Raw genomic sequence first — 21,919 nt, 5'->3', positions numbered from 1 at the left:
CTTTTGGCTGCGGAAAACTATGCGTACAAAAAAACAACCTAGAGCAGTGTTGAACCACTATTCCACCTGGAAATACCTTGTATTGGTGGTGACTTGCGTTATTTTGGCTCTCAGCGCGATGCCTTCTTGGTACGGTGAGAAGCCGGCCATTGAAATCAAATTAAGTCAGCAGAATACGTATTTAGATACACCATTTAAGATCAACTCATTGCTCACTGGTCACGGTGTTGAAACGACGTCGATCAGCGTCGAAAACCATGTGGCCCAATTGGTGTTTGACAATGAAGCAGAGCAAACCGATGCACGTAATGTGCTTGGTAAGTGGGTGAGCAAGGAAGACACTATGTCTTACTCCTATACCTCTGTTGCACCACAGTGGTTGCAGTCTATGGGCTTTACTCCCATAAAACTCGGGCTTGATTTGCGTGGGGGCGTGCAATTTCTGCTTAACGTCGATGTTGAACAAGCCGTATCCGAGCAGCGTGATGCAGTGATTGATGAAATCAAACAGCAGCTTCGTGAAGAGCGTGTATTTGGGGTATCGGTCAGACCGGATTCCCATACTGGTATCCGTGTAACGGCCAAGGATAAGCAAGGTGAGATTGCGGCTCGTAAGTTTGTAAACGCGTCTTACCCAGAGTGGCAAGCGAAAGGTGAAGGTGATGCGTTGACGATAACAATGAAAGCGCAACCGTACACCGAATTTGAAACGCTTACTATGCAACAAAATCTTAAGATCATGCGTCAACGTATTGAAGAGCTTGGTATCACAGAGGCTATGGTTCAGCGTCAGGGTAGTACTGGTATTCGTATTGAGTTACCAGGCGTTCAAGACCCTTCTTTGGCAAAGCGCGTGATTGGCGCCACAGCGAGCCTTGCTTTTCACGAAGTCAGTACTTCGTCTAACCCAGTATCGACACTGCGAATTAAAGACGAGCAAGGTAATCCTGTCACGCTAGTGAAAAAACCAGTGCTGACTGGTGAGCACATAGTCAACGCACGTGTTGGTTTTGACCAAATGAAGCGTCCGGAAGTTGACATCTCACTTGATCATGCAGGTGGCAAGAAGATGAGTGACTTTTCAGCGACCCACATTGGTAAGCCCATGGCGACGGTTTATCGAGAATATGGCGTGAATGCGCGCGGTGAAACGGAACGCAGCGAAAAGGTCATTAGTGTTGCTACCATTCAATCTCAGTTGGGTAGTCAATTTAGAATTACCGGGTCAGGCAACCTAGAAGAAGCGCAGCAACTGGCTCTATTGCTTCGTGCCGGCTCTTTGACTGCACCGGTGACTATTGTCGAAGAGCGTACCATCGGTGCGTCATTGGGTGCAGAAAACATTCAAAATGGTTTTGCTGCTCTGGCGTTAGGTATGGGATTAACACTGACGTTTATGGCGCTGTGGTATCGCCGTTTGGGTTGGGTGGCGAACGTAGCACTTATCCTAAATATGGCGTGTTTGTTGGGGTTGATTGCATTGGTTCCAGGGGCAGTGTTAACGCTTCCGGGCATTGCTGGTCTAGTGCTTACAGTAGGTATGGCGGTGGATACCAATGTACTTATCTTTGAGCGTATTCGAGACAAACTGTCAGAAGGTCGCAGCTTTGCGCAAGCGATTGATCAAGGTTTTAACTCTGCCGTGGCGACAATTTTGGATGCCAACATCACGACGATGATCACCGCAGTGATCTTATACGCCATTGGTAACGGTCCTATCCAAGGTTTTGCTTTAACACTTGGACTTGGTCTACTCACTAGTATGTTTACGGGAATTTTTGCCTCCCGCGCTATCATCAATCTTGTTTGGGGTCGCGACACTCGTCGTGAGGTAAGGGTTTAAGCATGAAACAGTTTTTTAAAGCGCACATTCGTAACATTCGTTATTTCACCAACATACTGTCGATTGCTTTAGTGGTGTTGTCTATCGCTGCGGTGGGAGTCCGTGGATTGAACCTTGGCCTAGATTTCACGGGAGGGGTGGTATCAGAAGTCCAGTTGGGCAGCGCAACGACACAAAGTGAACTGCGAGACACACTGACGCCAGTATTGGGCGAGGGGATCTCGGTGACTAAATCGGGTGAAGAAGGCCGCTGGACAATTCGCTACGCTGCGGACCAAGACGCTGCTAAACATCAGGCTTTCAAAGAAGTTTTAGTGAATGCTTACCCACATTCGAAAGTGGTAAGCGATAGCATAGTCGGTGCTCAGGTTGGTCAGGAGCTTTACGACCAAGGTGGTTTGGCTCTGTTGGTCTGTCTGCTGTGTATTCTCGGCTATTTGAGCTTTAGATTTGAGTGGCGTCTGGCAAGTGGTGCATTAGCTGCGCTGCTGCACGATGTGATTTTAGTGTTGGGTTTCTTCGCGCTAACACAAATGGAATTTAATCTAACAGTATTTGCTGCGGTACTGGCGGTATTGGGTTACTCGTTGAACGACTCTATCATCATCGCCGACCGAATTCGTGAAATCCTCAAACTGAAGCCGAGTGAGCAAACGGCGGACGTGAGTGACCAAGCCGTCATCGCCACATTCGCTCGAACCATGGTGACTTCTGGTACCACGTTAATTACCGTTGGTGCGCTTTGGCTGCTGGGTGGTGATGCGTTGCAAGGGTTTGCGACCGCGATGTTCATCGGTATTTTTTCTGGTACATGGTCGTCGATTTCGATGGGTACGGTTATCCCAGAATGGCTGCATCTCGAAGCGAAGCACTATCAACCCGTTGAAATTGACACGGCACCTTAATCAACGACTGATTTAAAGTTAGGGCACCTCGTGGTGCCCTTTTTTGATTTAGCCTGCTCTAACTGTCAGAGAGGTACTTACTCTCATCTACCGTATCAATTTGGCTTTGCTCTAAGAACTGGTTGGCGTAATCCATATACACCTTGCTGCGAACAAACAAACGAAAGACTTCGATATCCACATGGTTATCTAGCGCCATATTGTGAAGAATATCGAGTGATTGGCTAATGGTCTTGGCTTTTTTGTAAGGTCTATCTGAAGCAGTGAGTGCTTCAAAAATATCGGAAACTGCTAGAATTCGCTCGGGAATGGATAGCTCGTCTCCAGTTAATCGCCGTGGATAACCTGTCCCTTTCATTGTTTCATGGTGAGTGGTGGCAATGCGCTCGACGTTTTGTAAGTCCTCTGGAAATGGAATGCTACTTAGCATTTGGATACCAGTGATCATATGTTCGTTGATTTTAAAGCGCTCTTCGGCTGTTAGTGTACCTCGTGATATGGTGAGGTTGTGCAGCTCGCCTAGGTTATACAAATGCTCAGGGACATCCACTTTGATGCCAAGCTCGGGTGGATAAGAAATCTCGCTGTGGTGATGGATAACATGCTCGATTTTATCGCTTAGGAGCGATTCAGTGACAGGGAGCGAATCACTCTGCTTGGACATGCGTTCCTCTTCTACCGGCGATAGACCTAGTCGGTTATCAAAATACCGTTGCCACGGCTGTTTAGCTATCTTGATGAGTCGCTCTTTGTCTTGGTCATTTAAAAACTCCCCGCCAATATTGATGTTAGCGACAAACGCAAACTGCTCGCGAAGCATTTGTTGGCGGACTTGGAGCGCTTCGATGATTTGCTGTTTATTCTCTGGCGTGTCAATTTCAGACTTCAGTGCCTCTATTTCCGCATCACGCCATAACACTTCAAAGCGAGTTCTGACTTCGTTGATGCGATTGTAATTGGTTTCAAGCTTAGTCCCTTTATCTACAACGTATTCTGGTGTGGTTATTTTTCCACAATCATGCAGCCAAGCGGCTATTCTAAACTCACGGCGCTCCGCGTCATTTTTAAAATGGAAATTCTCAAACACAGGATCTTTTGCCTGTTCAGCCGCGTCAACCAACATCAGTGCAAGCTCTGGGACACGTAGACAGTGCCCGCCTGTATATGGCGATTTGCTATCAATGGTTTTCGCAATCAGTTGGATAATCGATTCTATGAACTCTTCTTGTGATTGCTGATATTGATTTAGGGATTGAGACATCTCAAAGATGGCGGTAGAAAGCTCATCGACTTCACGAACCGGGCTGCTGTGCTTTTCGACTTGGTCATATTGACGGCGTTTGACTTTATCAGTCTCTTTGACCAGTCGATATATTGGGTTGGAGAGTGGCGTACTGAAGTACCACACTATCGGCACCATGATCACTAGTGCCGCTAAAGTCCATGCAACATTGTACATGACGTACTTGTATACTTGCCCAAGCACTTTTTCCTCGGGTAACGAAACGATTAGGTATTCTGCTGGGACGGTATTGACTTGGTCTACGAAGACATAGCTTGATTTGTCATCGATATCAATTGCCGTGATTTTTCCAAAGCTATGAGAGTCGGAGATTCGTGATAGCAGAGTTTCGTTGTTAACGTGGCCGAAAGTTTGCTGTGGAGATCTGAGCCAGCGTTGATTGAGCTGCTCGATAACACCCTTGGTTTTTAAATACTGAAGTGCTTGGTTGATAATTTCAACATAAGGACGTAGCTCATCTCTGGTGACATAGGTAAACCCTTTGGGCAGAATCTCGGCGTGCTCAATACCTTGCAGTCTAAGTGTGTCTTTATTGGTGCGCTTAAGCTTATTAGTGAGCACAGCTCGGTTGTCGAGCACACCACTAATCCGTCGCTCATGAACATCTTTCAGCGCGTCGCTATATGACTCATATCGATATACCGTAATCTCTGGATAGGACTCGACAAGCTTCTCTATGACAGACCATCCACCAATCATACCTATGGTTTTACCCGACAAATCGGCGAGAGAACTGAAAGTTGCACTTTCAGTGTGACTGGCAACGGCATAATCAAGCTCGAAGAGTATGTTGCCTTCTATGTGGGAATCGGTTTTTGAGTTGCTAGCAGCAATAGATTGAAGAATATCTATATTTTTGCTCTGAAAGTCTTCAACAAGTTCGCTCCAAAGCAGTCCGTTGACAAACTGAAACTGGAGTCCAGTCGTGTCGGATATCAGCCTAAATAAATCGGGCGAATAACCAAAAGGTTGTCCGCCTACAGCAAAGTCGATAGGTTCCCAGTTGAGCTGGTTGGAAACCGTCAAAGTCGGAGCGTTGATGACAGTGGTAACTTGGTCATCGGTCAGTGGCATGGGTTCTACATAAGGAAGGTTGCTCTTCTTTGAATCAAAATGACTGCTACCAATAATACGACCATCAAATGTGCTTACATAGACTTCTGCACCCTTGAGCAGCTCAACTTCGCCGAGGGACTGCTCAAAGTGATTTCCAAGTTGTGCTAAGGAAATATCAACGCCAACAACAGCATTTCTCTGCGGTAGGCGCTTCGAGAAGGTTTGTCCGGAGATCCTGATATTGTGAAATAAGTAGGGTTGCGATTTACTCACGGAGTCGGGCGTGGCACGAGTGTACCAACCCCGCTTCGTCGGATAGTAGTTGCTGAGTGTAACGACCTCTCGGCTGAGCTCTAGGGTATCTAAAAAATATTGAGTGGTTTTTATGCGTGCTTCGCCACTGGTTAGATGCTCAACAACCATCCAAGCCTCGCCTTCGATTAGGTCGAGATGCTCAGAGATATAGTCTGCTTCGAGGTTAAACAACTGTACAAAGTGGTCATCGTCGAAACCAACATAGATACTGTGTAAAAAGTCATTGCCGACGAAAGCGGCACCAAATATCTCGATCAACTCAGCAGTGGATTTCTTCCCTTGTGTGGTTGAGAGTAAGTAAGCTAATTGATTGGTTGTTTGCTCACCGACATCGTCAAATTGCTCTAATCTATCCGATACGATGGAGGAGACAAGTCCTAGTGTGCTGAGCGCAGTGTCGACTTCTCGCTGTTTGGTTAGCGAATAAATCAAAGAGGCAGAAAGTATCGCTGTAGCTGAAATAACAACGATGAAGAGCAATGCGACTGCATGACGAATTGAGAGCTTTTTAACCCTACTGGACTGTTTAGACATGGACAAGCGAAACCTAGTTAAGGCCATGGTTATCCCTGTATGGTAAGACGGGAACCTGACTCTATTTATCTAATTTTATTGATTTATTTAAATATAGTAGACATTTTGGTTTGCGAATAAAAAAAGCCTCGCGAATGCGAGGCTTGATGATAGTTTGATCGTGTTTATATCTCTTTGTCTTTGCCAAGAGAGAGCAGCCAAAGTGATACCGCAGCAACCCCTACAAATCCAGACAAGATGATGACCGGCATTGCCGCGTAGCCAAGCACGTGCCAAATAACCGATTCTAATGTGCTCATTCAGTGCTCCTTTATTGCCAGCCTTCAACGCCTTCCATATCAGGTAGACGGTGTGCGATACCTTTGTGGCAATCTACACATGTCTTTTCGCCTGATGCTAGCGCCGTTGAGTGTTGTTGTACGCTTCGTGGACCTTGTTCAGAGAAGTCCATAAAATCGAACTCGTGACAGTTTCGACATTCTAAAGAATCGTTACCCTTCAGTCGTGCCCATTCACGTTCTGCAAGGTGACCACGTCGAGCTTTAAACTTCTCTTCCGTACCAATAGTGTCGAGTACGTAGTGAGCGAACAGCTCTTTCGATGCTTGAACTTTACGAATGATCTTATCTGTCCAGTTATGTGGAACGTGACAATCAGAACAGATAGCACGTACACCAGAACGGTTTGACCAGTGAATGGTTTCCTGGATTTCCGCTACGATAGGAGCATGACAGCCCGAGCAAAACTCCTCGGTGTTCGTCATTTCCATGCCCGTGTTAAACGCACCCCAAAACAAAAGTCCGCCCGAGAAGCCGAGGAACAGAACAATGCCTGCCGCGACTTTACTTGGTGACTTAAGACGTTTCCAAAACGCTTTTAAAAATTTCATATATAGCCTCTCTCTACTTCAATTGGCTATTCAGTACGCAATGAATCAACGCGCTCGAAGTCGTTGCCAACCAATGGTTGAGCGTCAACTTGAGGTACGTGGCACTGAAGACAGAAGTAGCGACGAGGAGACATATCAGCCAACACAGCATCTTCACGGTTCATGTAGTGAGTCACACTGATTTTGGTTGCACCTGCTTCTTTCGCATTTTTCCAGCTATGGCATGCCAAGCATTTGTTCGCGTTAAGCGATACTTCATAGTTACGAATTTGGTGAGGGATCAGTGGAGGCTGATACACATAGGAACTCTCTACCAGTTGGTCTTTAGGTGTGTGTTTGAAGTCATCCGCAGGACGAGTGTCTTCAAGGTTCGTACTACCACGAAGTGAATCTAGACCACCAGTTCCACCCGGGTTATTCAATTCTGCTTGTGCTACGCCGGCGATAAGTGCACCAACAGAGAGAATAGCAACAATCAATTTTTTCATTTTTGTTTCTCCGCCTTTAGGCTAATTCTTCGATGGCTACTCCTACTGGAGCAGCCGTTTTGCTCATTCGTTCTCTGTTAAGCCAATTTGGTGATCTTAACAGGGCACTTCTTGAAGTCTGTCTGTTTGGACAGAGGATCAGTCGCATCGAGAATCAACTTGTTGATTAGGATACGAGCATCGAAGAATGGTACGAATACCAAACCTTGAGGTGGACGGTTACGACCGCGTGTTTCTACACGTACGCGAACTTCACCGCGTTTGTTTGCCATGAGAATTTCTTCACCGCGACGTACACCGCGAGCCTTAGCATCTTCTGGATGCATGTAACATACCGCATCAGGGACAGCTTTATACAGCTCAGGAACACGACGTGTCATGGTACCTGTATGCCAGTGCTCAAGGACACGGCCTGTACATAGCCACAAGTCAAACTCTTCGTCTGGCACTTCTGGTGGCGCTTCGTACGGTGCTGAAATAATCAAAGCTTTGCCGTCTGGCTTACCGTAGAAGTCCCAACCTGAACCTGCTTTCGCATATGGATCTGAGCCTTCTTTGTAGCGCCACAGCGTCTCTTTGCCATCAACAACTGGCCAACGTAGACCACGCACTTGGTGGTAAACATCGTATGGTGCTAAGTCATGACCATGACCGCGACCAAACGCTGCGTACTCTTCGAAAAGACCTTTTTGAACGTAATAACCGAAGTGGTGTGCGTCATCGTTCAACTCACGAGCTTCTTCGATAGGGTACTTGTCGACTTGACCGTTCTTAAACAGCATGTCGTACATTGTTTTGCCACGGTATTCTGGTGCTTTCGCTAGAAGCTCTTCTGGCCAAACGTCTTCCATCTTGAAGCGCTTAGAGAACTCCATAACTTGCCATAAGTCAGACTTCGCTTCGCCCACGGTTTCAACTTGTTGATACCAAGCTTGAGTACGACGCTCAGCGTTGCCGTAAGCCCCTTCTTTTTCGATCCACATTGCGGTCGGAAGGACAAGGTCAGCGGCTTGTGCTGTTGCAGTTGGGTATGGGTCTGAAACGACGATAAAGTTCTCTGGGTTACGGTAGCCAGGTAGACGCTCTTCGTTTATGTTTGGACCAGCCTGCATGTTGTTATTACATTGTACCCAGTAGCAGTTTAGAACGCCGTCTTTCAACATGCGGTCTTGAAGTACTGCGTGGAAACCAGGTTTTGGTGGAATCGTACCTTCTGGCAGTTTCCATTCTTTCTCAGCAATCGCACGGTGTTTAGGGTTTGCAACCACCATGTCCGCAGGTAGACGGTGAGCAAAAGTACCTACCTCACGAGCAGTACCACATGCTGATGGTTGACCTGTCAATGAGAATGGGCTGTTACCAGGAGTTGCGATCTTACCGGTTAATAGGTGGATGTTATAAACCAAACCGTTCATCCATACACCACGAGTATGTTGGTTCATACCCATCGTCCAAAGTGACATCACTTTAGTGTTTGGATCAGCGTATTGTTTCGCAAGTTCAATCAATTTCTCTGGTTCAACACCTGAGATCTCTGACGCTTTCTCTACTGTGTATGGAGCAACAGACTTCTTGTACTCTTCGAATGAGATATCGCTCATGTTGCCAGAGTTAGGGTTAGCCGCAGCTTTTTGCAGTGGGTCGTCATCGCGCAGACCGTAACCGATATCGGTGTCAGCTTGCTTGAAGTTAGTGTGTTTGTTTACGAAGTCCCAGTTAACGGCATCGTTTTCAATGATGTAGTTAGCGATGAAGTTTGCGATCGCAAGGTCAGACTGAGGATTAAAGATGTAACCGTGATCAGCAAGCTCGAATGAACGGTGGTAGTACGTAGACAGTACGTTAACACGAACATGAGGATGGCTTAGACGACGGTCAGTAATACGAGTCCATAGTACTGGGTGCATCTCTGCCATGTTTGAACCCCAAAGCACGAATGCGTCAGCGTTCTCGAAATCATCGTAACAACCCATAGGCTCATCGATACCAAAGGCGCGCATGAAACCCACTACCGCAGATGCCATACAGTGACGAGCGTTCGGGTCGATGTTGTTGGAACGGAAACCTGCTTTCATCATTTTTGCAGCAGCGTAACCTTCCATAACGGTCCATTGACCAGAACCAAACATACCGATGCTGGTTGGTCCTTTGGCTTTAAGAGATGCTTTCCATTTCTCAGCCATGATGTCGAATGCTTCGTCCCAAGAAATAGGCGTGAACTCACCGTCTTTGTCGAACTTACCATCTTTCATACGAAGTAGAGGCTGAGTAAGACGATCATTACCGTACATCACTTTAGACAGGAAGTAGCCTTTGATACAGTTCAAACCCTTGTTAACTGGCGCTTCAGGGTCACCTTGGGTCGCAACAACTTTACCGTTTTGCGTCCCTACTAGTACAGAACAGCCTGTACCACAGAAACGACAAGGTGCTTTATCCCAGGTAATTTTTGTTTGGTCGGAGCTAGCAATCAGGTTGGTTGCTGACGCAGGAAGGGTAATACCTGCTACAGCCGCCGCTGATGCCGCTGCGTTCGCTTTCACGAACGCACGTCTTGTCATTTTCATACTTCACCCTCTAATTGGGAATGGTTACTTCCAGTGTTGTTTTGATCGTCATCTAGTCCTGTCTCGATTTGGTGAAACACCAAGGCGCAGGTTAGGACGTTAGGTAAGTTGTTGATAGCGTCGATAGTGTCAGTGACGAAACCTTGATTCTCAGTCTCAAGGACGACAACAATCTTGCCTTCCTCACTGTCTCCATAGATCTCCGCGTTATCAAATTTTTCGATTTCGCGTTTCACTTCTTCAAGGTGTTCTGCCCTGCAGTTAACTACCAAGCTTGAGATATGTACTTCGTTTAGTGACATTAAACGGTGTTCTCTTTGTTATTTTTAATTCTGTTTTTAAACATTGCTCACTGAGATAGAAGAGGTCGGGCACGGAGACACACAGGCTCCACATCCATTACAATCTGCTAACTCCAATTGAGGTAACGCGACACCACCTGCACGTAACTTAAACGTAATCGCCATTGTTTCGCAGCTATCACCACAGCTTCTGCACTCAACATTGTTATGTGCTAAGCATGTGTCGTTAATGACGGCTTTGGCGTTCCATGGTTGTGTCTCGATACCATTAAATATAGGCTCTGGGCAGATTTCTGCACACTTGTAGCAAAAGGTACATTCATCAACTGTGAAGTTGATAGCAGGATAGCCGCCGTCACCTTTATAGATAATTCCTGTTTCACAAACTTCCTCGCATTTTCCACAGCGGGTGCATATGTCTGTAAACTGTTCAAGATTGTTGACCCAAGGGAGTCTGATTTGGGTAGGATCGATGGCTTTGCGTCTAAACAAAAGTCGTTTTGCAATATCTACCATTCATGGCACCAATGAAATGTGTAATAACAAGAGTGTAGCAAATCCCATCTGTTAACAATCTTTAATTAATAGTCATATGAATTGTAGTTTTCGACACATTTGTATAAATACCTCCTAGGAGGTAATTGAGTGCTAAGCTTGTTTTGGATCAATAAATTACTGACAATAGATAGATAGTGTTGCCTTCAACTAAAGCCTATTGGATACGAAGGTGTTTACGGGCATTTGATAGTTTGATGAGATGAATGGATTATGAAAAAACCGACAAAATCCGTTACGGGAACCATAGCGAAAGCGATGATTTTGATTTTGCTGCTGTCGCTAATGACCACCAACTTCGCGATTTTGACTTTGGCTTCTAGCTTAAATGACGCTGAAGCGGTCAATGTGTCGGGCTCTATGCGTATGCAAAGCTATCGGCTTGCCAATGATATTCAAATCGATTCGCCTCAATATCAGAGTCACGTCGAGCAATTTGAGCGCTCGCTGTACTCATCCTCTATGAAGGCGCTGCAATCTTGGGATGTGCCAGAAGAAATTACTCAAGATTATTATCAAGTCATTGTACGTTGGCACGAACTGAAAAAGGTCTTAATGAGCGACGATCGTCAGCAGTATTTGTTACTCGTTGAGGACTTTGTGGATGGTATTGACCATTTTGTGTTGAAACTCCAAGAGCACTCAGAAAATAAGCTGATTCGCCTCGCATGGGCTGGTGGTATTGGATTGGGTGGCATTCTTATTGTCGCCATTTATGTGGTGTTGTTTGTGCGCAAGCAGATTGTTCGACCTTTAGGGCAGTTAATTTCTGCGAGTGAGCAAATTCAAAATCGTTACTTTGATGTCAAAGTCGATTTACGTTCTGATAATGAACTTGGTATTTTAGGCCGCGCTTTCAAAAATATGGCTGATGACTTGGGTAAGCTCTACCGAGGGTTAGAAGATGCGGTAAACGAGAAAACTCACAAGTTGCAGCATGCTCATCAATCGTTGCAAGTGCTTTATCAATCGTCACAAGAACTGACCGCCACTCGGATTTCTCATGAAAACTTTAGAGCGATTATCAGCTATATCTACAGTATTGAGGGCATTACCGCTGTAGAGTTACAGGTCACTGAAGTAGAAGGCACACCTTGGGTGGCCACTGAGGGTAAATTCAACGGAAATTCAGAGCGCATTAAAGCACTTAGACTTGACGGGGAAACGTTGGGTCAATTGCGATACCAGTTTGGCTTGCCTTGCCCCGATGAGCAGCTCGTAGACAACTTTGTACAAATCTTGGCGCGAGCGGTGTATTACAACAAATCACAACGCCAGACAGAGCAGCTCATTTTGATGGAAGAACGCGCAACGATCGCGCGTGAGCTTCACGATTCTTTAGCTCAGTCGCTGTCATATTTAAAGATACAGGTTACACTACTTAATCGCTCTATTACCAAGGAGTTAGGCAGCTTGGAGGGGAGTTACTCCTCGGCTGTGCTTAACGACATACGTGAGGGACTTGATAATGCTTATATACAGCTGCGCGAGTTGCTCACGACGTTTCGGCTGTCCATTAAAGAGGGCACTTTTGGTGAAGCGCTGACGGAAATGTTGAATCAACTTGATAGTCAAACGCCAGCAGATATCGAATTAGACAATCAGATGTCATCACTGGAGCTTGGCGCTAATGAGCAAGTTCATATTTTACAACTGATTCGTGAAGCCGTTCTGAATGCGATTAAACATGCCCAGGCTTCTAAAATTCAGGTCTCCTGTATTGAGGGAGACAGCGCAGTAGTAACTGTTAAAATTACCGACAACGGCGTAGGGTTCGACCAGGCAAAAGATAAACTGGATCACTACGGAATGAGTATAATGAAAGAGCGCGCCACGCGATTAAATGCTGATTTTTCGATACACTCTTCGAAAAATCAGGGGTGTGAAGTGCGATTTACGTTTCAACGAACATATACAGCATAGAGACTCTTTTGTGCTGTACAAGTGCAACAAAGCTAAGGAGCCACTCAGTGAGCGAATGTAAAGTCATGCTAGTCGATGACCATCCATTAATGAGACGAGGTATAGGTCAGCTGCTCAGCTTTGAAGATGATTTTCAAGTTGTCGCGGAAGCCAGCAATGGTTCAGATGCCGTAGCATTGGCCAAAGAGACAGAGCCTGATTTAGTGCTTCTCGATCTCAACATGAAGGGAATGTCGGGGCTAGATACGCTCAAAGCGCTGCGTGAAGATGACTTTCAAGGGTTTATCGTGATTCTAACGGTCTCAGATATCCCTGCAGATATAGACTCTTTAGTGAAAGCTGGTGCCGATGGCTATTTATTAAAAGACACCGAGCCAGATGAGATTGTTGAACTGCTTCGCGGCTTGAGCGACGGCTCTAAAGCATTCAGTGGGGCAATCAAGACTTACCTTAGTGAACGCGCTAATGTCAGTGATGTGTTTGCGACACTTACTGAAAGAGAGATGCAGATCCTCAAAGAGGTGGCGAAAGGGTTCAGAAACAAGCAAATTGCTGATCGGTTATTTATTTCTGAATCGACGGTTAAAGTGCATATGAAAAGTTTGCTGAGAAAGCTTCAAGTGCCTTCAAGAACTGCGGCAACGATATTGTATTTAGAGCGCTACGGTGAAGCGAAATAGAGATTGCGAAAGCGTAAGCATAAGCATAGGTAATCTAACTTAGCGTGCAGATAGCCGAAACCTTAAAAAGATAGCCGTGTTTTGATGAGTAAAATCCTGACCTAGTGTCGGGATTTTTTGCGTTGAAGGGCAATGTTTTACGCGAGGCACAAAAAAGCCCTCACCGAGAGGTGAGGGCTTGATAGACGTTAATGTCGGATTATAGCTTCTTAGATAGCACACCCGTTAGTGCGATGATGCCAAGGCCAACCAACATGATAGGGCCTTTACCACTATCGAAGCCGCTAGAGATACCAGCAAATGCTACGATTGCAACAGCTACAGGGATAACGAACTTAACTAGGTTGTACCACAGACCGAATAGTGGGAACTTAACTTCACCATCGTTAGTGATTTCTTTCTCTAGTTCTTCACGGCTTAGTCTCCAGCCAGCGAAGATACATACCAGCATACCGCCAACCGCTAGGAAGATCTTATCCGTCAGTAGGTCGAAGATATCGAATGCGCCAGTGTCAAACAGAGTTGGACCAACACCACCTAGTGATAGAGAAGCAAACACACATAGTACTGCCATTACTGCCGCTGCAGAAAGAACCGCTGTAGAACGCTTCAGGCCTTTCTCGTCGATTAGGTAAGACACAACAACTTCAAGTAGAGATACAGAAGATGTTAGAGCTGCAACCGTTAGACCCACGAAGAACAGTAGTGCGAAGATAAGACCAACGCCGCCCATTTCAGCAAATAGCTGAGGAACAACTACGAATACTAGACCAGGACCTGCTGCAGGCTCCATACCCAGCGCAAACATTGCTGGGAACATTGCGATACCCGCTAGGATAGCAACACCCGTGTCCATTGCCGTAACCATACCTGTAGTTTGAACTAGGTTCTCTTTCTTCTTCAGGTAGCTACCGTATGTGATCATACAACCCATACCAAGACTTAGAGAGAAGAAGGCTTGACCAAGTGCTGCTAGCACAACGCCGCTGTCTACTTTCGAGAAGTCTGGGCTGAATAGGAACTCAACACCAGCCATAGCGCCTGGTAGTGAAAGACCTTTAACAGATACTATGATTAGGATTAGGAATAGGATCGGCATCAGGATTTTACCTGCTTTCTCGATACCACCTGAGATACCACGGCTAACGATGATGATGTTCATTAGCAAGTAGATACCCATCCAAAGAAGTGGTTGCACAGGATCTGTGATGAAACCACCAAAGCTATCACCGATTGCTTCAGGTGTGCTCAACAGGCCTGTTGCGACTTTCTGAACATAAGCCAGCGCCCAGCCACCTACTACAGGGTAGAAACCCATGATAAGTAGACCACTTAGTACGCCAATTACCCCAACAAATGTCCAGCGACCGTCTGTCGATTTAAAAGCACCAACTGCACTGCGGCCAGTCTTACGACCTATAGCAAATTCAGTCAGCATTACGCTAAAACCAATGAAAATTACAAATGCAAGGTAGATAACGATGAATGCGCCACCGCCATTTTCACCTGCTGTGTATGGGAATTTCCAAATATTACCAAGACCTACAGCAGAACCTGCTGCGGCCATTACGAAGCCAAGCTTCGAACCCCAATTGTCGCGGGGTGCTGCGTTTGTGTTGCTCGTTGCCACGATAACTCCAATTAATCTGTTGTGTTTGTCCGTAACTTTGGCGCCGAAACGTTGTGTGTATTTTTTTATATACACCTTCTAAAAGTTGTAGAGGCGCGCTAACAGTGACAAGTAAACCAGTTTATGGTTGCAGTTGGAACCCTTAAAAGTGTTTTTTTCTGACTTTTGTAGGAAAAATGTTGTCAACTGCTGACTATTTAAACGTTGGGTGTATGTTTTTCTATAAGATCCTAGACAACTAGTACCAATTTCTGTTTTTTACTAGTCACCTCATTGCATATTATAGACAAAGATTCTGAGGTTTTTAAGATTTTTAGCATGACTACGTTTCAAGGTAGGTAGTTGCGAGGTGAATATATATTGCTAGCGTTAGACTAACTTTTCAGCGATTACACGTAGAAAATGTATGTTTACTCGCTGCTTTTGAGTGAGTTCAAAGAAGAAATCATGATATTTTGAATGTCAATGTTGGTGGTGGATTAAGATTTTGACTATTGTGTAAATTATCCTTTCCAAGTGTTTGATGTAATATTTCGATATCTAGTTACAAGGTAGTTAATAATTCTGGTTTTTTCCAATTGGTATGGAGAATTAATCTGAATGATGATTTTGGATGGTAGTAGTGGGGGATTAGGGGGAACTTTAATACTCAAAGAAAAGATAAGCCTCGCCCCCATTCGTCAAGTCGAATGGGGGCGATAAGTCATCAGACTTTAAAGCGGCTTAAAATCGCTTCTTGCTGGTGTACATTGTCAAATTGCTCTGTCATAGCAGAATTTGCACCGCTTGCTGCTTCGGAGACTTGCTCACTCAAATCTTTGATCTTAACGGTATTGGCATTAATCTCTTCCGCCACTAGACTCTGCTCTTCTGCCGCAGCTGCGATTTGCATGTTCATGTCAGATATTTGGGCAATGGACTGACGAATACGCTCCAACGCATCATTGGCTGATTGCGCACGATCAACAGCTAGTGTTGCACTGTCTTTACTTTGCGACATTGCTGCTGAGACAGAGTGTGCCCCGGCTTGAAGCTGTTCAATCATACTGCGAATTTCTGTCGTCGACTCCTGCGTACGCTGTGCTAGCGTTCTAACTTCATCGGCTACCACGGCAAAACCACGTCCAGATTCGCCGGCACGTGCTGCTTCAATCGCAGCGTTTAGCGCTAGCAGGTTGGTTTGATCGGCAATGTCGTTGATAACCTTCAGAATCGTTTCAATGTTGTCAGTGGCTGTTTCTAAGCCCTGAACTTCAATGACTGCTTCTTCGATACTATTCGATAGGTTAGTAATGGCGCTTGTGGTATCAAGTACGACTTCTGAACCTTCTTGAGTTGCACAGTCCGCTGCTTGCGCTGCACTTGCTGCACCTTGGGCGTTGTTAGCGACTTCTGAAGAAGTACTGGCCATTTCGTTCATCGCTGTAGCGAGCTGTTCTAACTCTTGAAGCTGGGTATTCATAGCAACTGCAGAGTGCTTTGCGCCCTCAGTCGTTTGCTGAGTCAATGCGAGGATTTTAGTAGAGATTTGCTTCGACTGAATAATTTGCTGCTGTAGATTCCCTGTAAAGGTATTGAAGCCTTTAGCAAGCTCGGCAAACTCCTCATCTGTATTGGTATCAAGACGATGAGTCAGGTCACCGTTACCATTAGCAACATCTTGAATTGCAGCATTAAGGTCATTGAGTGGACGCATTAGGAAGCGAATCAGTACGGTTAGCGCAATAACGCTGACGATCAGACCAAAGATAGTAAATAGAATCGATTGATTGCGCATGCTACGGATCGCTGAAAACGCGATGCTTTTATCAATGATCGCACCGACGTACCAGTTCTCTTCAGGCACTTGCACTAGATTAACTTGGTAATCTTGGCCATTGATAGAAAGCTGCTGAGCGCCTGATTTTAGCTGAATACCTGGCACGAACTTAGTCACTGGTTGGCCGTTGAAGCTGCTATCAGGGTGCGCAATGGTCATGCCTTTGCCGGTCACGACAAACAAATAACCTGCACCAAACAGGTCAGTTTGATTCACGAGATCAGCCAAGGTCGTTAAAGTCACATCAAAGACAACGCTGCCTATAAAGCGACCGGAGTCGTCGTTGAGAGCAGAGCCAAGTGAGATGATGACGTTTTTCGTTGATGAATCAACATAGGGGTCAGTAATAATTGTGCCATTGGTTTGTTTTGCTTCTTGATACCAAGGACGTGTTCGCGAGTCATAGGTGCTATCTGGTACCCATCCGTCGTTACTAATTAGAGAACCATCAGCATCATAACCGACACCAACGGCTTGAAAACTACTTTTCAGTGTAGGAGTGGTGATGACGTTGGTGATGAATTCGCGATTTTCAGGATTGATTTCTAGAGATTCAGTCACGGAAGTGGCGATATCACGCTTGGCATTTAAGTCATACGTGATGGTGTTCTTAATGCCCGTAGTCAGCTCATGGATGCTGCTATCAATGTGATCTTGAAGCTCGCTACGTACAGTAATCAACTGAGTGACACCCAAGGTTGAGACGGTAACGAGCAGTAATGCCGCTGAAGCGGATACGATTTTGTGGCTAAATTTCATACTATGTCCTAGATTCGCTAAAACTATTGATCTATTGGTTGGCTGACATTGAATGTATACAAGGTGCTATGAAATGAATTTATTATTAAGAACACTGTTTTGTATAGCTAGATAGTGTATCGGTACCAAAGAAGAATTCTTTAGCATTTTAAGTAAGTAATTTTACTGGTCTGATTACCGTTGAGACAAGGCTCAATAAGGGATTCGCTTGTTACTTGAACCCTAAGGTAACTGTAAGAATTTCCTTAACTAATTCGTTGATTATGACTTAGCCACTTGGTTATAGTCAGGCTCTAGGAAGACGATAAGGAATCAAAATGAAAACTATTGGCCTACTTGGTGGAATGAGCTGGGAGTCGACAGCGAACTACTACAAAGCGATTAATGAAGGGGTAAAAGCGGCGAAAGGGGGCTTTCACTCCGCCAAGATTGCGCTTTATAGCGTCGATTTTGCTGAAATAGAAGCAATGCAACGCAAAGGAGATTGGCAAGGCGCGGCGGAGCACTTAAGTCAGGCCGCTCAGTCAATCCAAAGCGCTGGTGCAGATGCTTTGTTGATTTGTACCAATACCATGCACAAGGTGGCGCCTGAGATAGAGGCAAAGCTGTCGATTCCTCTCATTCATATTGCCGATACAACCGCACAAGTTTTAGCAAAAGATGGAATCTCGAAAGTGGGCTTGCTTGGCACGGCCTTTACGATGGAACAAGACTTTTACAAAGGTCGGTTAGAGCAACAGTTTGGTATTGATGTACTCACCCCAATCCATAGTCAGCGCAAACTCATCCACGATGTCATTTACCAAGAGCTGGTAAAAGGCGAGATACGATCACCCTCTAAGCAAGAGTATTTGAGAATTGTTGATGATCTAGCCGCACGTGGCGCTCAAGCGATTATTTTAGGCTGTACAGAAATTGCGATGCTGATAAAGCAATCCGATACTCGAATTCCACTCTATGATACTACGCAAATTCACAGTGAGGCGGCAGTCAACTTTGCTCTTAGTTAAATATGGGAATTTATAGATCGATCCCTATGTTCCTGCTTTTTATAAGGAAGTGATGGGTGAGCTGGCTTTGTGCGATCTAGGTCGAGAAATTCAAAAATACGGAAGGCATGTCACACAATAAGCGGCTATAAATAATATTCTTATTAGGTAGTTGCGAGTGTGTAACATGTTGATTATGACCCGGTTTAATGTGCTCTGGTCATTAGCTTTGATACTGGTTTTGATCTGTCGTGTTGCCGTCGCGTCTGATGAAACTGACTCGCAAAATTTGAATGTTTACGACGTACGGTCCCAGGTCGATCTACCGTTTTCAGAAAATCGTCTAATTGTCACCAACTCAAAAGCTTGGAAACCTTATTCATTTATAGATGACACAGGTCAGCCAGCCGGGATCTTGGTGGATTTTTGGAAAGCTTATGGGCAAGTCAATAATGTCGAGATTGAATTTCAATTGGTAGACTGGAAAGAGTCGCTGGATCGAGTGAAACGCAATCAAGCGGATATACATGCTGGGTTACTTTGGTCCGAGGCGCGGTCAGGCTACTTAGCGTATGGTCGTACGCTGTTTCAGATAGATACTCAGCTTTACTTTCATCACTCTTTACAAACCTTCGATGCCAACGCCTTCTTACAGGGAAACCACAATCACAACGTTGGCGTAGTGAACGGTGGTTATGAAGCTGAATATATGCAAACGCATTATCCAAATGTCGCCCTGACATATTTTGCTAACAATGCCTTGATGATCGAGGCCGCGCTGGGTAATCGTATACGCGCGTTTGTTGCCGATCTTCAAGTTGCCAACTACTACCTCACGACCTCCCGAGCCAGTGGTCAATTTATAGATGTGAAGCACTTATACTCTGGAAACCTGTATTATGCGACTTCTATTCAGCGCGCTCAGGCATTAGGGAGTGTCATTGCTCGTTTCAACAAGGTCACTGCACAAGAGCGTGAACGGATACTCAATCGTTGGATGTACATTGCGACTGTCTATCCAGATTATTTGCCGAAACTGGCCGTTGGCATCATTGTGGCTCTGGTGGCGAGCTACTTACTCGTATTCAAATTCGCATTAAAGCTGCGCACAGCAGAGCTGGCGAGAAGCAATCAAAGACTAAAACATCTCTCAGAAACAGACGCGTTAACCGGACTTTGGAATCGTCGTTACTTTCTTGAAAAGCTGCAACGCTATGGTCAACTCAAGGGTAACCTGACAGTAATGATCGTTGACATCGATAATTTCAAGGCCATCAATGATACCTATGGGCACGTGAAAGGTGACTTGGTCATTAAGAGCGTGGCAGAAAAGCTGAGTAGCTTGACTGGCCAGTCTCAAACCATAGCCAGAATCGGAGGAGAGGAATTTGCTCTCGCTTTTGTCGACCAGATAACCTGCGCATCAGAGCAGCTTGCAAAGAACATTTGCGACGCAGTAAGAGAGATAGAGCTTGCGGAAATAGATTACCAGAGGGTAACAGTGAGCGTAGGTTGTGTGATTTATCAGAGCGCTGGCGACTTTGAGACGCTGTATGAGGCCGACAAACTCATGTATGCTGCTAAAAAACAAGGGAAGAACCAAGCAGTTATCGACTACCTTCCATCAAAAATACCGGTTGCCCAGCCGATTAAGTAGTCGCGACGGGTAGTCACATTTGATCTTGGTCTTTCGATAAAGCAGATAGGCCGATGAACAGTAAAACTAACCTTAACCTCCTTTACACATTGCAGGTGCTGCTTGCAGAGCGCCATGTGAGCCGAGCGGCTACGCGTCTTAATTTAACGCAATCGGCTGTAAGCCGCCAATTGAGCCAGCTACGTGATATTTATCAAGATCCGTTATTGGTTCGAGAGGGGAGCCACTATGTGTTGACACCACGTGCACTCAAACTCAGCCGAGAGCTGGAGCCGTTACTTGAAAACATTCATCGCGTACTAGGTAGTGATGAGTTCGACCCCAAGCTCTACCAGCAAACACTGACTTTTTCTTCATCTGATTACGTCGCACAGTATATTTTTCCCGAGTTGGTTGGACGGATTGCTGAATATGCACCGTTAATGGACTTTTCCTATCGCCTTTGGGAGCCCAATTTATTGCAGCAGTTAGGAGATTCTGACGTACAGCTTGCATCAACCATGCTACCAGAAGCTCCAGTCGGTTTGAGTTCGCGCAAAATAGGTGAAGATTTGCCAGTGATTGTGATGCGCAAGCAGCATCCATTATCCAATCATCCAGAGTTGAGTTTCGAGGACTTAGAGCGCTATCCGCATATCCGTATTTCTGCGGGTGGCGATAAAGACAGCTTTCTTGATAGAACGATGAAAGAGAGAGGTCTCAAGCGCCGCATCTTGGTTTCCACTCCCTTCTTTAGCTCTGCGTTCGCTATGCTGCAACAGAGTGATGGTTTGCTAACGCTGCCTCAACATATAGCTGTCAATCTCGCGCAGTCATTGGGGTTGCGCTCCTTTTCTTTGCCTTTTACTCCGCCCACACACCTTTATTGGCTCATTTGGCACCCCAAGTATGATCAAGATCCCGCGCACACGTGGTTGCGGGAACAAGTGTTAACGCATATGCGAACCTCTATGTACTCCGTCCGAGACTGACCTTAGGCTATAAGTATGATTTTAGATCATGGTGATGATGATAAATCGTGATTTCAAATCATTGATGGCCGATGGTAGATTGACGCTCAAAGAAGGAGAAAATCTATGAGTTTTACTATTTGGTTGTCACTGTTAGCGATTTGTCTGTTGGGAGCGATGTCACCAGGACCAAGCTTAGCGATTGTGGCTAAACACAGTCTGGCGGGTGGACGACAGCATGGCCTAGCAACCGCTTGGGCACATGCGTTTGGTATTGGCGTTTATGCATTGGTGACAGTGCTCGGCTTATCGGTGTTACTGCATCAATTTCCTATGGTATTTAAAGGAATTTCATTACTTGGTGCGCTTTATCTCGCATGGTTGGGTTATAACGCGCTGCGCTCAAAAGGTGGGATTGTAGAGCGATTAGAGTCGGGCAAACAAGTCTCGGTAATGGTTGCAGCAAAAGAGGGGCTATTCATTTCTCTATTGAGTCCGAAAATCGCGTTGTTCTTTACCGCGTTGTTCAGCCAATTTGTTGCCGTTGGTAGTGAAGTCTCTGACAAAGCGATCATCGTCTTCACTCCATTAGTTGTTGATGGTCTGTGGTACACGTTAATTACTTTTATGTTGTCATCACCACGCTTGTTGAACAAGCTGAAATCGAAGGCGAAATTAATTGACCAAGTTTCGGGACTGGTGCTGATTTTGCTGGCGGTTCGTGTGGTGACGACGTTGTGATTTTTTAATTTTAC

The 21,919-nt window shown here is 45.5% G+C and carries 17 protein-coding genes; 8 read left to right on the top strand and 9 right to left on the bottom strand.

Going from position 1 to position 21,919, the window contains the following annotated elements; all coding sequences use genetic code 11:
• Nucleotides 1-7 precede the first annotated feature (7 nt).
• The gene (gene secD / locus AAA946_RS20450; protein ID WP_338167211.1) at nucleotides 8-1,843 is read left to right on the top strand and encodes a protein translocase subunit SecD; all 1,836 of its coding nucleotides are present in this window, start codon (nucleotides 8-10) and stop codon (nucleotides 1,841-1,843) included.
• 2 nt (nucleotides 1,844-1,845) lie between these two features.
• A complete protein-coding gene (gene secF, locus AAA946_RS20445; protein ID WP_338166594.1) occupies nucleotides 1,846-2,748 on the top strand; it encodes a protein translocase subunit SecF in 903 nt (300 codons plus the stop codon).
• 58 nt (nucleotides 2,749-2,806) lie between these two features.
• On the opposite strand, the gene AAA946_RS20440 is transcribed toward secF, so the two are convergent.
• The 7 genes from AAA946_RS20440 to napF form a co-directional block, all read right to left on the bottom strand.
• The gene (locus AAA946_RS20440; protein ID WP_338166593.1) at nucleotides 2,807-5,956 is read right to left on the bottom strand and encodes an HD domain-containing phosphohydrolase; all 3,150 of its coding nucleotides are present in this window, start codon (nucleotides 5,954-5,956) and stop codon (nucleotides 2,807-2,809) included.
• Nucleotides 5,957-6,120: 164 nt separating this feature from the next.
• Entirely contained in the window at nucleotides 6,121-6,255 is a 135-nt protein-coding gene (locus tag AAA946_RS20435) for a TIGR02808 family protein (RefSeq protein WP_112462508.1), read from the bottom strand.
• An 11-nt stretch (nucleotides 6,256-6,266) separates the two neighbouring features.
• A complete protein-coding gene (locus AAA946_RS20430; protein WP_338166592.1) occupies nucleotides 6,267-6,845 on the bottom strand; it encodes a NapC/NirT family cytochrome c in 579 nt (192 codons plus the stop codon).
• A 26-nt stretch (nucleotides 6,846-6,871) separates the two neighbouring features.
• A complete protein-coding gene (locus AAA946_RS20425; protein WP_042495465.1) occupies nucleotides 6,872-7,333 on the bottom strand; it encodes a nitrate reductase cytochrome c-type subunit in 462 nt (153 codons plus the stop codon).
• A gap of 77 nt (nucleotides 7,334-7,410) precedes the next feature.
• Entirely contained in the window at nucleotides 7,411-9,900 is a 2,490-nt protein-coding gene (gene napA, locus AAA946_RS20420) for a periplasmic nitrate reductase subunit alpha (RefSeq protein ID WP_338166591.1), read from the bottom strand.
• On the bottom strand, nucleotides 9,897-10,202 hold the full coding sequence (locus AAA946_RS20415; protein WP_112462511.1) for a chaperone NapD: 306 nt from the start codon (nucleotides 10,200-10,202) through the stop codon (nucleotides 9,897-9,899). The genes napA and AAA946_RS20415 overlap by 4 nt, the downstream gene beginning before the upstream one ends.
• Before the next feature lie 36 nt (nucleotides 10,203-10,238).
• A complete protein-coding gene (napF, locus tag AAA946_RS20410; protein ID WP_338166590.1) occupies nucleotides 10,239-10,718 on the bottom strand; it encodes a ferredoxin-type protein NapF in 480 nt (159 codons plus the stop codon).
• Nucleotides 10,719-10,970: 252 nt separating this feature from the next.
• Here napF and narQ point away from each other — a divergent pair, with 252 nt between their 5' ends.
• The gene (gene narQ / locus AAA946_RS20405) at nucleotides 10,971-12,680 is read left to right on the top strand and encodes a nitrate/nitrite two-component system sensor histidine kinase NarQ (RefSeq protein ID WP_338166589.1); all 1,710 of its coding nucleotides are present in this window, start codon (nucleotides 10,971-10,973) and stop codon (nucleotides 12,678-12,680) included.
• A 47-nt stretch (nucleotides 12,681-12,727) separates the two neighbouring features.
• The gene (locus AAA946_RS20400; RefSeq protein ID WP_338166588.1) at nucleotides 12,728-13,360 is read left to right on the top strand and encodes a response regulator; all 633 of its coding nucleotides are present in this window, start codon (nucleotides 12,728-12,730) and stop codon (nucleotides 13,358-13,360) included.
• Between the two features lie 199 nt (nucleotides 13,361-13,559).
• On the opposite strand, the gene AAA946_RS20395 is transcribed toward AAA946_RS20400, so the two are convergent.
• Both AAA946_RS20395 and AAA946_RS20390 read right to left on the bottom strand, forming a co-directional pair.
• Complete coding sequence (locus tag AAA946_RS20395) at nucleotides 13,560-14,990, bottom strand: sodium-dependent transporter (RefSeq protein WP_338166587.1); 1,431 nt, start codon at nucleotides 14,988-14,990, stop codon at nucleotides 13,560-13,562.
• A 706-nt stretch (nucleotides 14,991-15,696) separates the two neighbouring features.
• Nucleotides 15,697-17,568, bottom strand: a complete 1,872-nt coding sequence (locus tag AAA946_RS20390; protein WP_338166586.1) for a methyl-accepting chemotaxis protein — start codon at nucleotides 17,566-17,568, stop codon at nucleotides 15,697-15,699.
• 317 nt (nucleotides 17,569-17,885) lie between these two features.
• Here AAA946_RS20390 and AAA946_RS20385 point away from each other — a divergent pair, with 317 nt between their 5' ends.
• From AAA946_RS20385 to AAA946_RS20370, 4 genes are all read left to right on the top strand, one after another.
• Complete coding sequence (locus AAA946_RS20385; RefSeq protein WP_338166585.1) at nucleotides 17,886-18,578, top strand: aspartate/glutamate racemase family protein; 693 nt, start codon at nucleotides 17,886-17,888, stop codon at nucleotides 18,576-18,578.
• Between the two features lie 166 nt (nucleotides 18,579-18,744).
• The gene (locus AAA946_RS20380) at nucleotides 18,745-20,214 is read left to right on the top strand and encodes a sensor domain-containing diguanylate cyclase (RefSeq protein ID WP_338166584.1); all 1,470 of its coding nucleotides are present in this window, start codon (nucleotides 18,745-18,747) and stop codon (nucleotides 20,212-20,214) included.
• A 53-nt stretch (nucleotides 20,215-20,267) separates the two neighbouring features.
• Complete coding sequence (locus AAA946_RS20375; RefSeq protein ID WP_338166583.1) at nucleotides 20,268-21,185, top strand: LysR family transcriptional regulator; 918 nt, start codon at nucleotides 20,268-20,270, stop codon at nucleotides 21,183-21,185.
• Between the two features lie 105 nt (nucleotides 21,186-21,290).
• A complete protein-coding gene (locus AAA946_RS20370; RefSeq protein WP_338166582.1) occupies nucleotides 21,291-21,905 on the top strand; it encodes a LysE family translocator in 615 nt (204 codons plus the stop codon).
• Nucleotides 21,906-21,919: the final 14 nt, after the last annotated feature.

It is taken from the genome of Vibrio sp. 10N (assembly GCF_036245475.1).
GTDB lineage: Bacteria > Pseudomonadota > Gammaproteobacteria > Enterobacterales > Vibrionaceae > Vibrio.
Note: the sequence above shows the minus strand (reverse complement) of the source record. Positions and strands in the feature narration are given on the sequence as shown.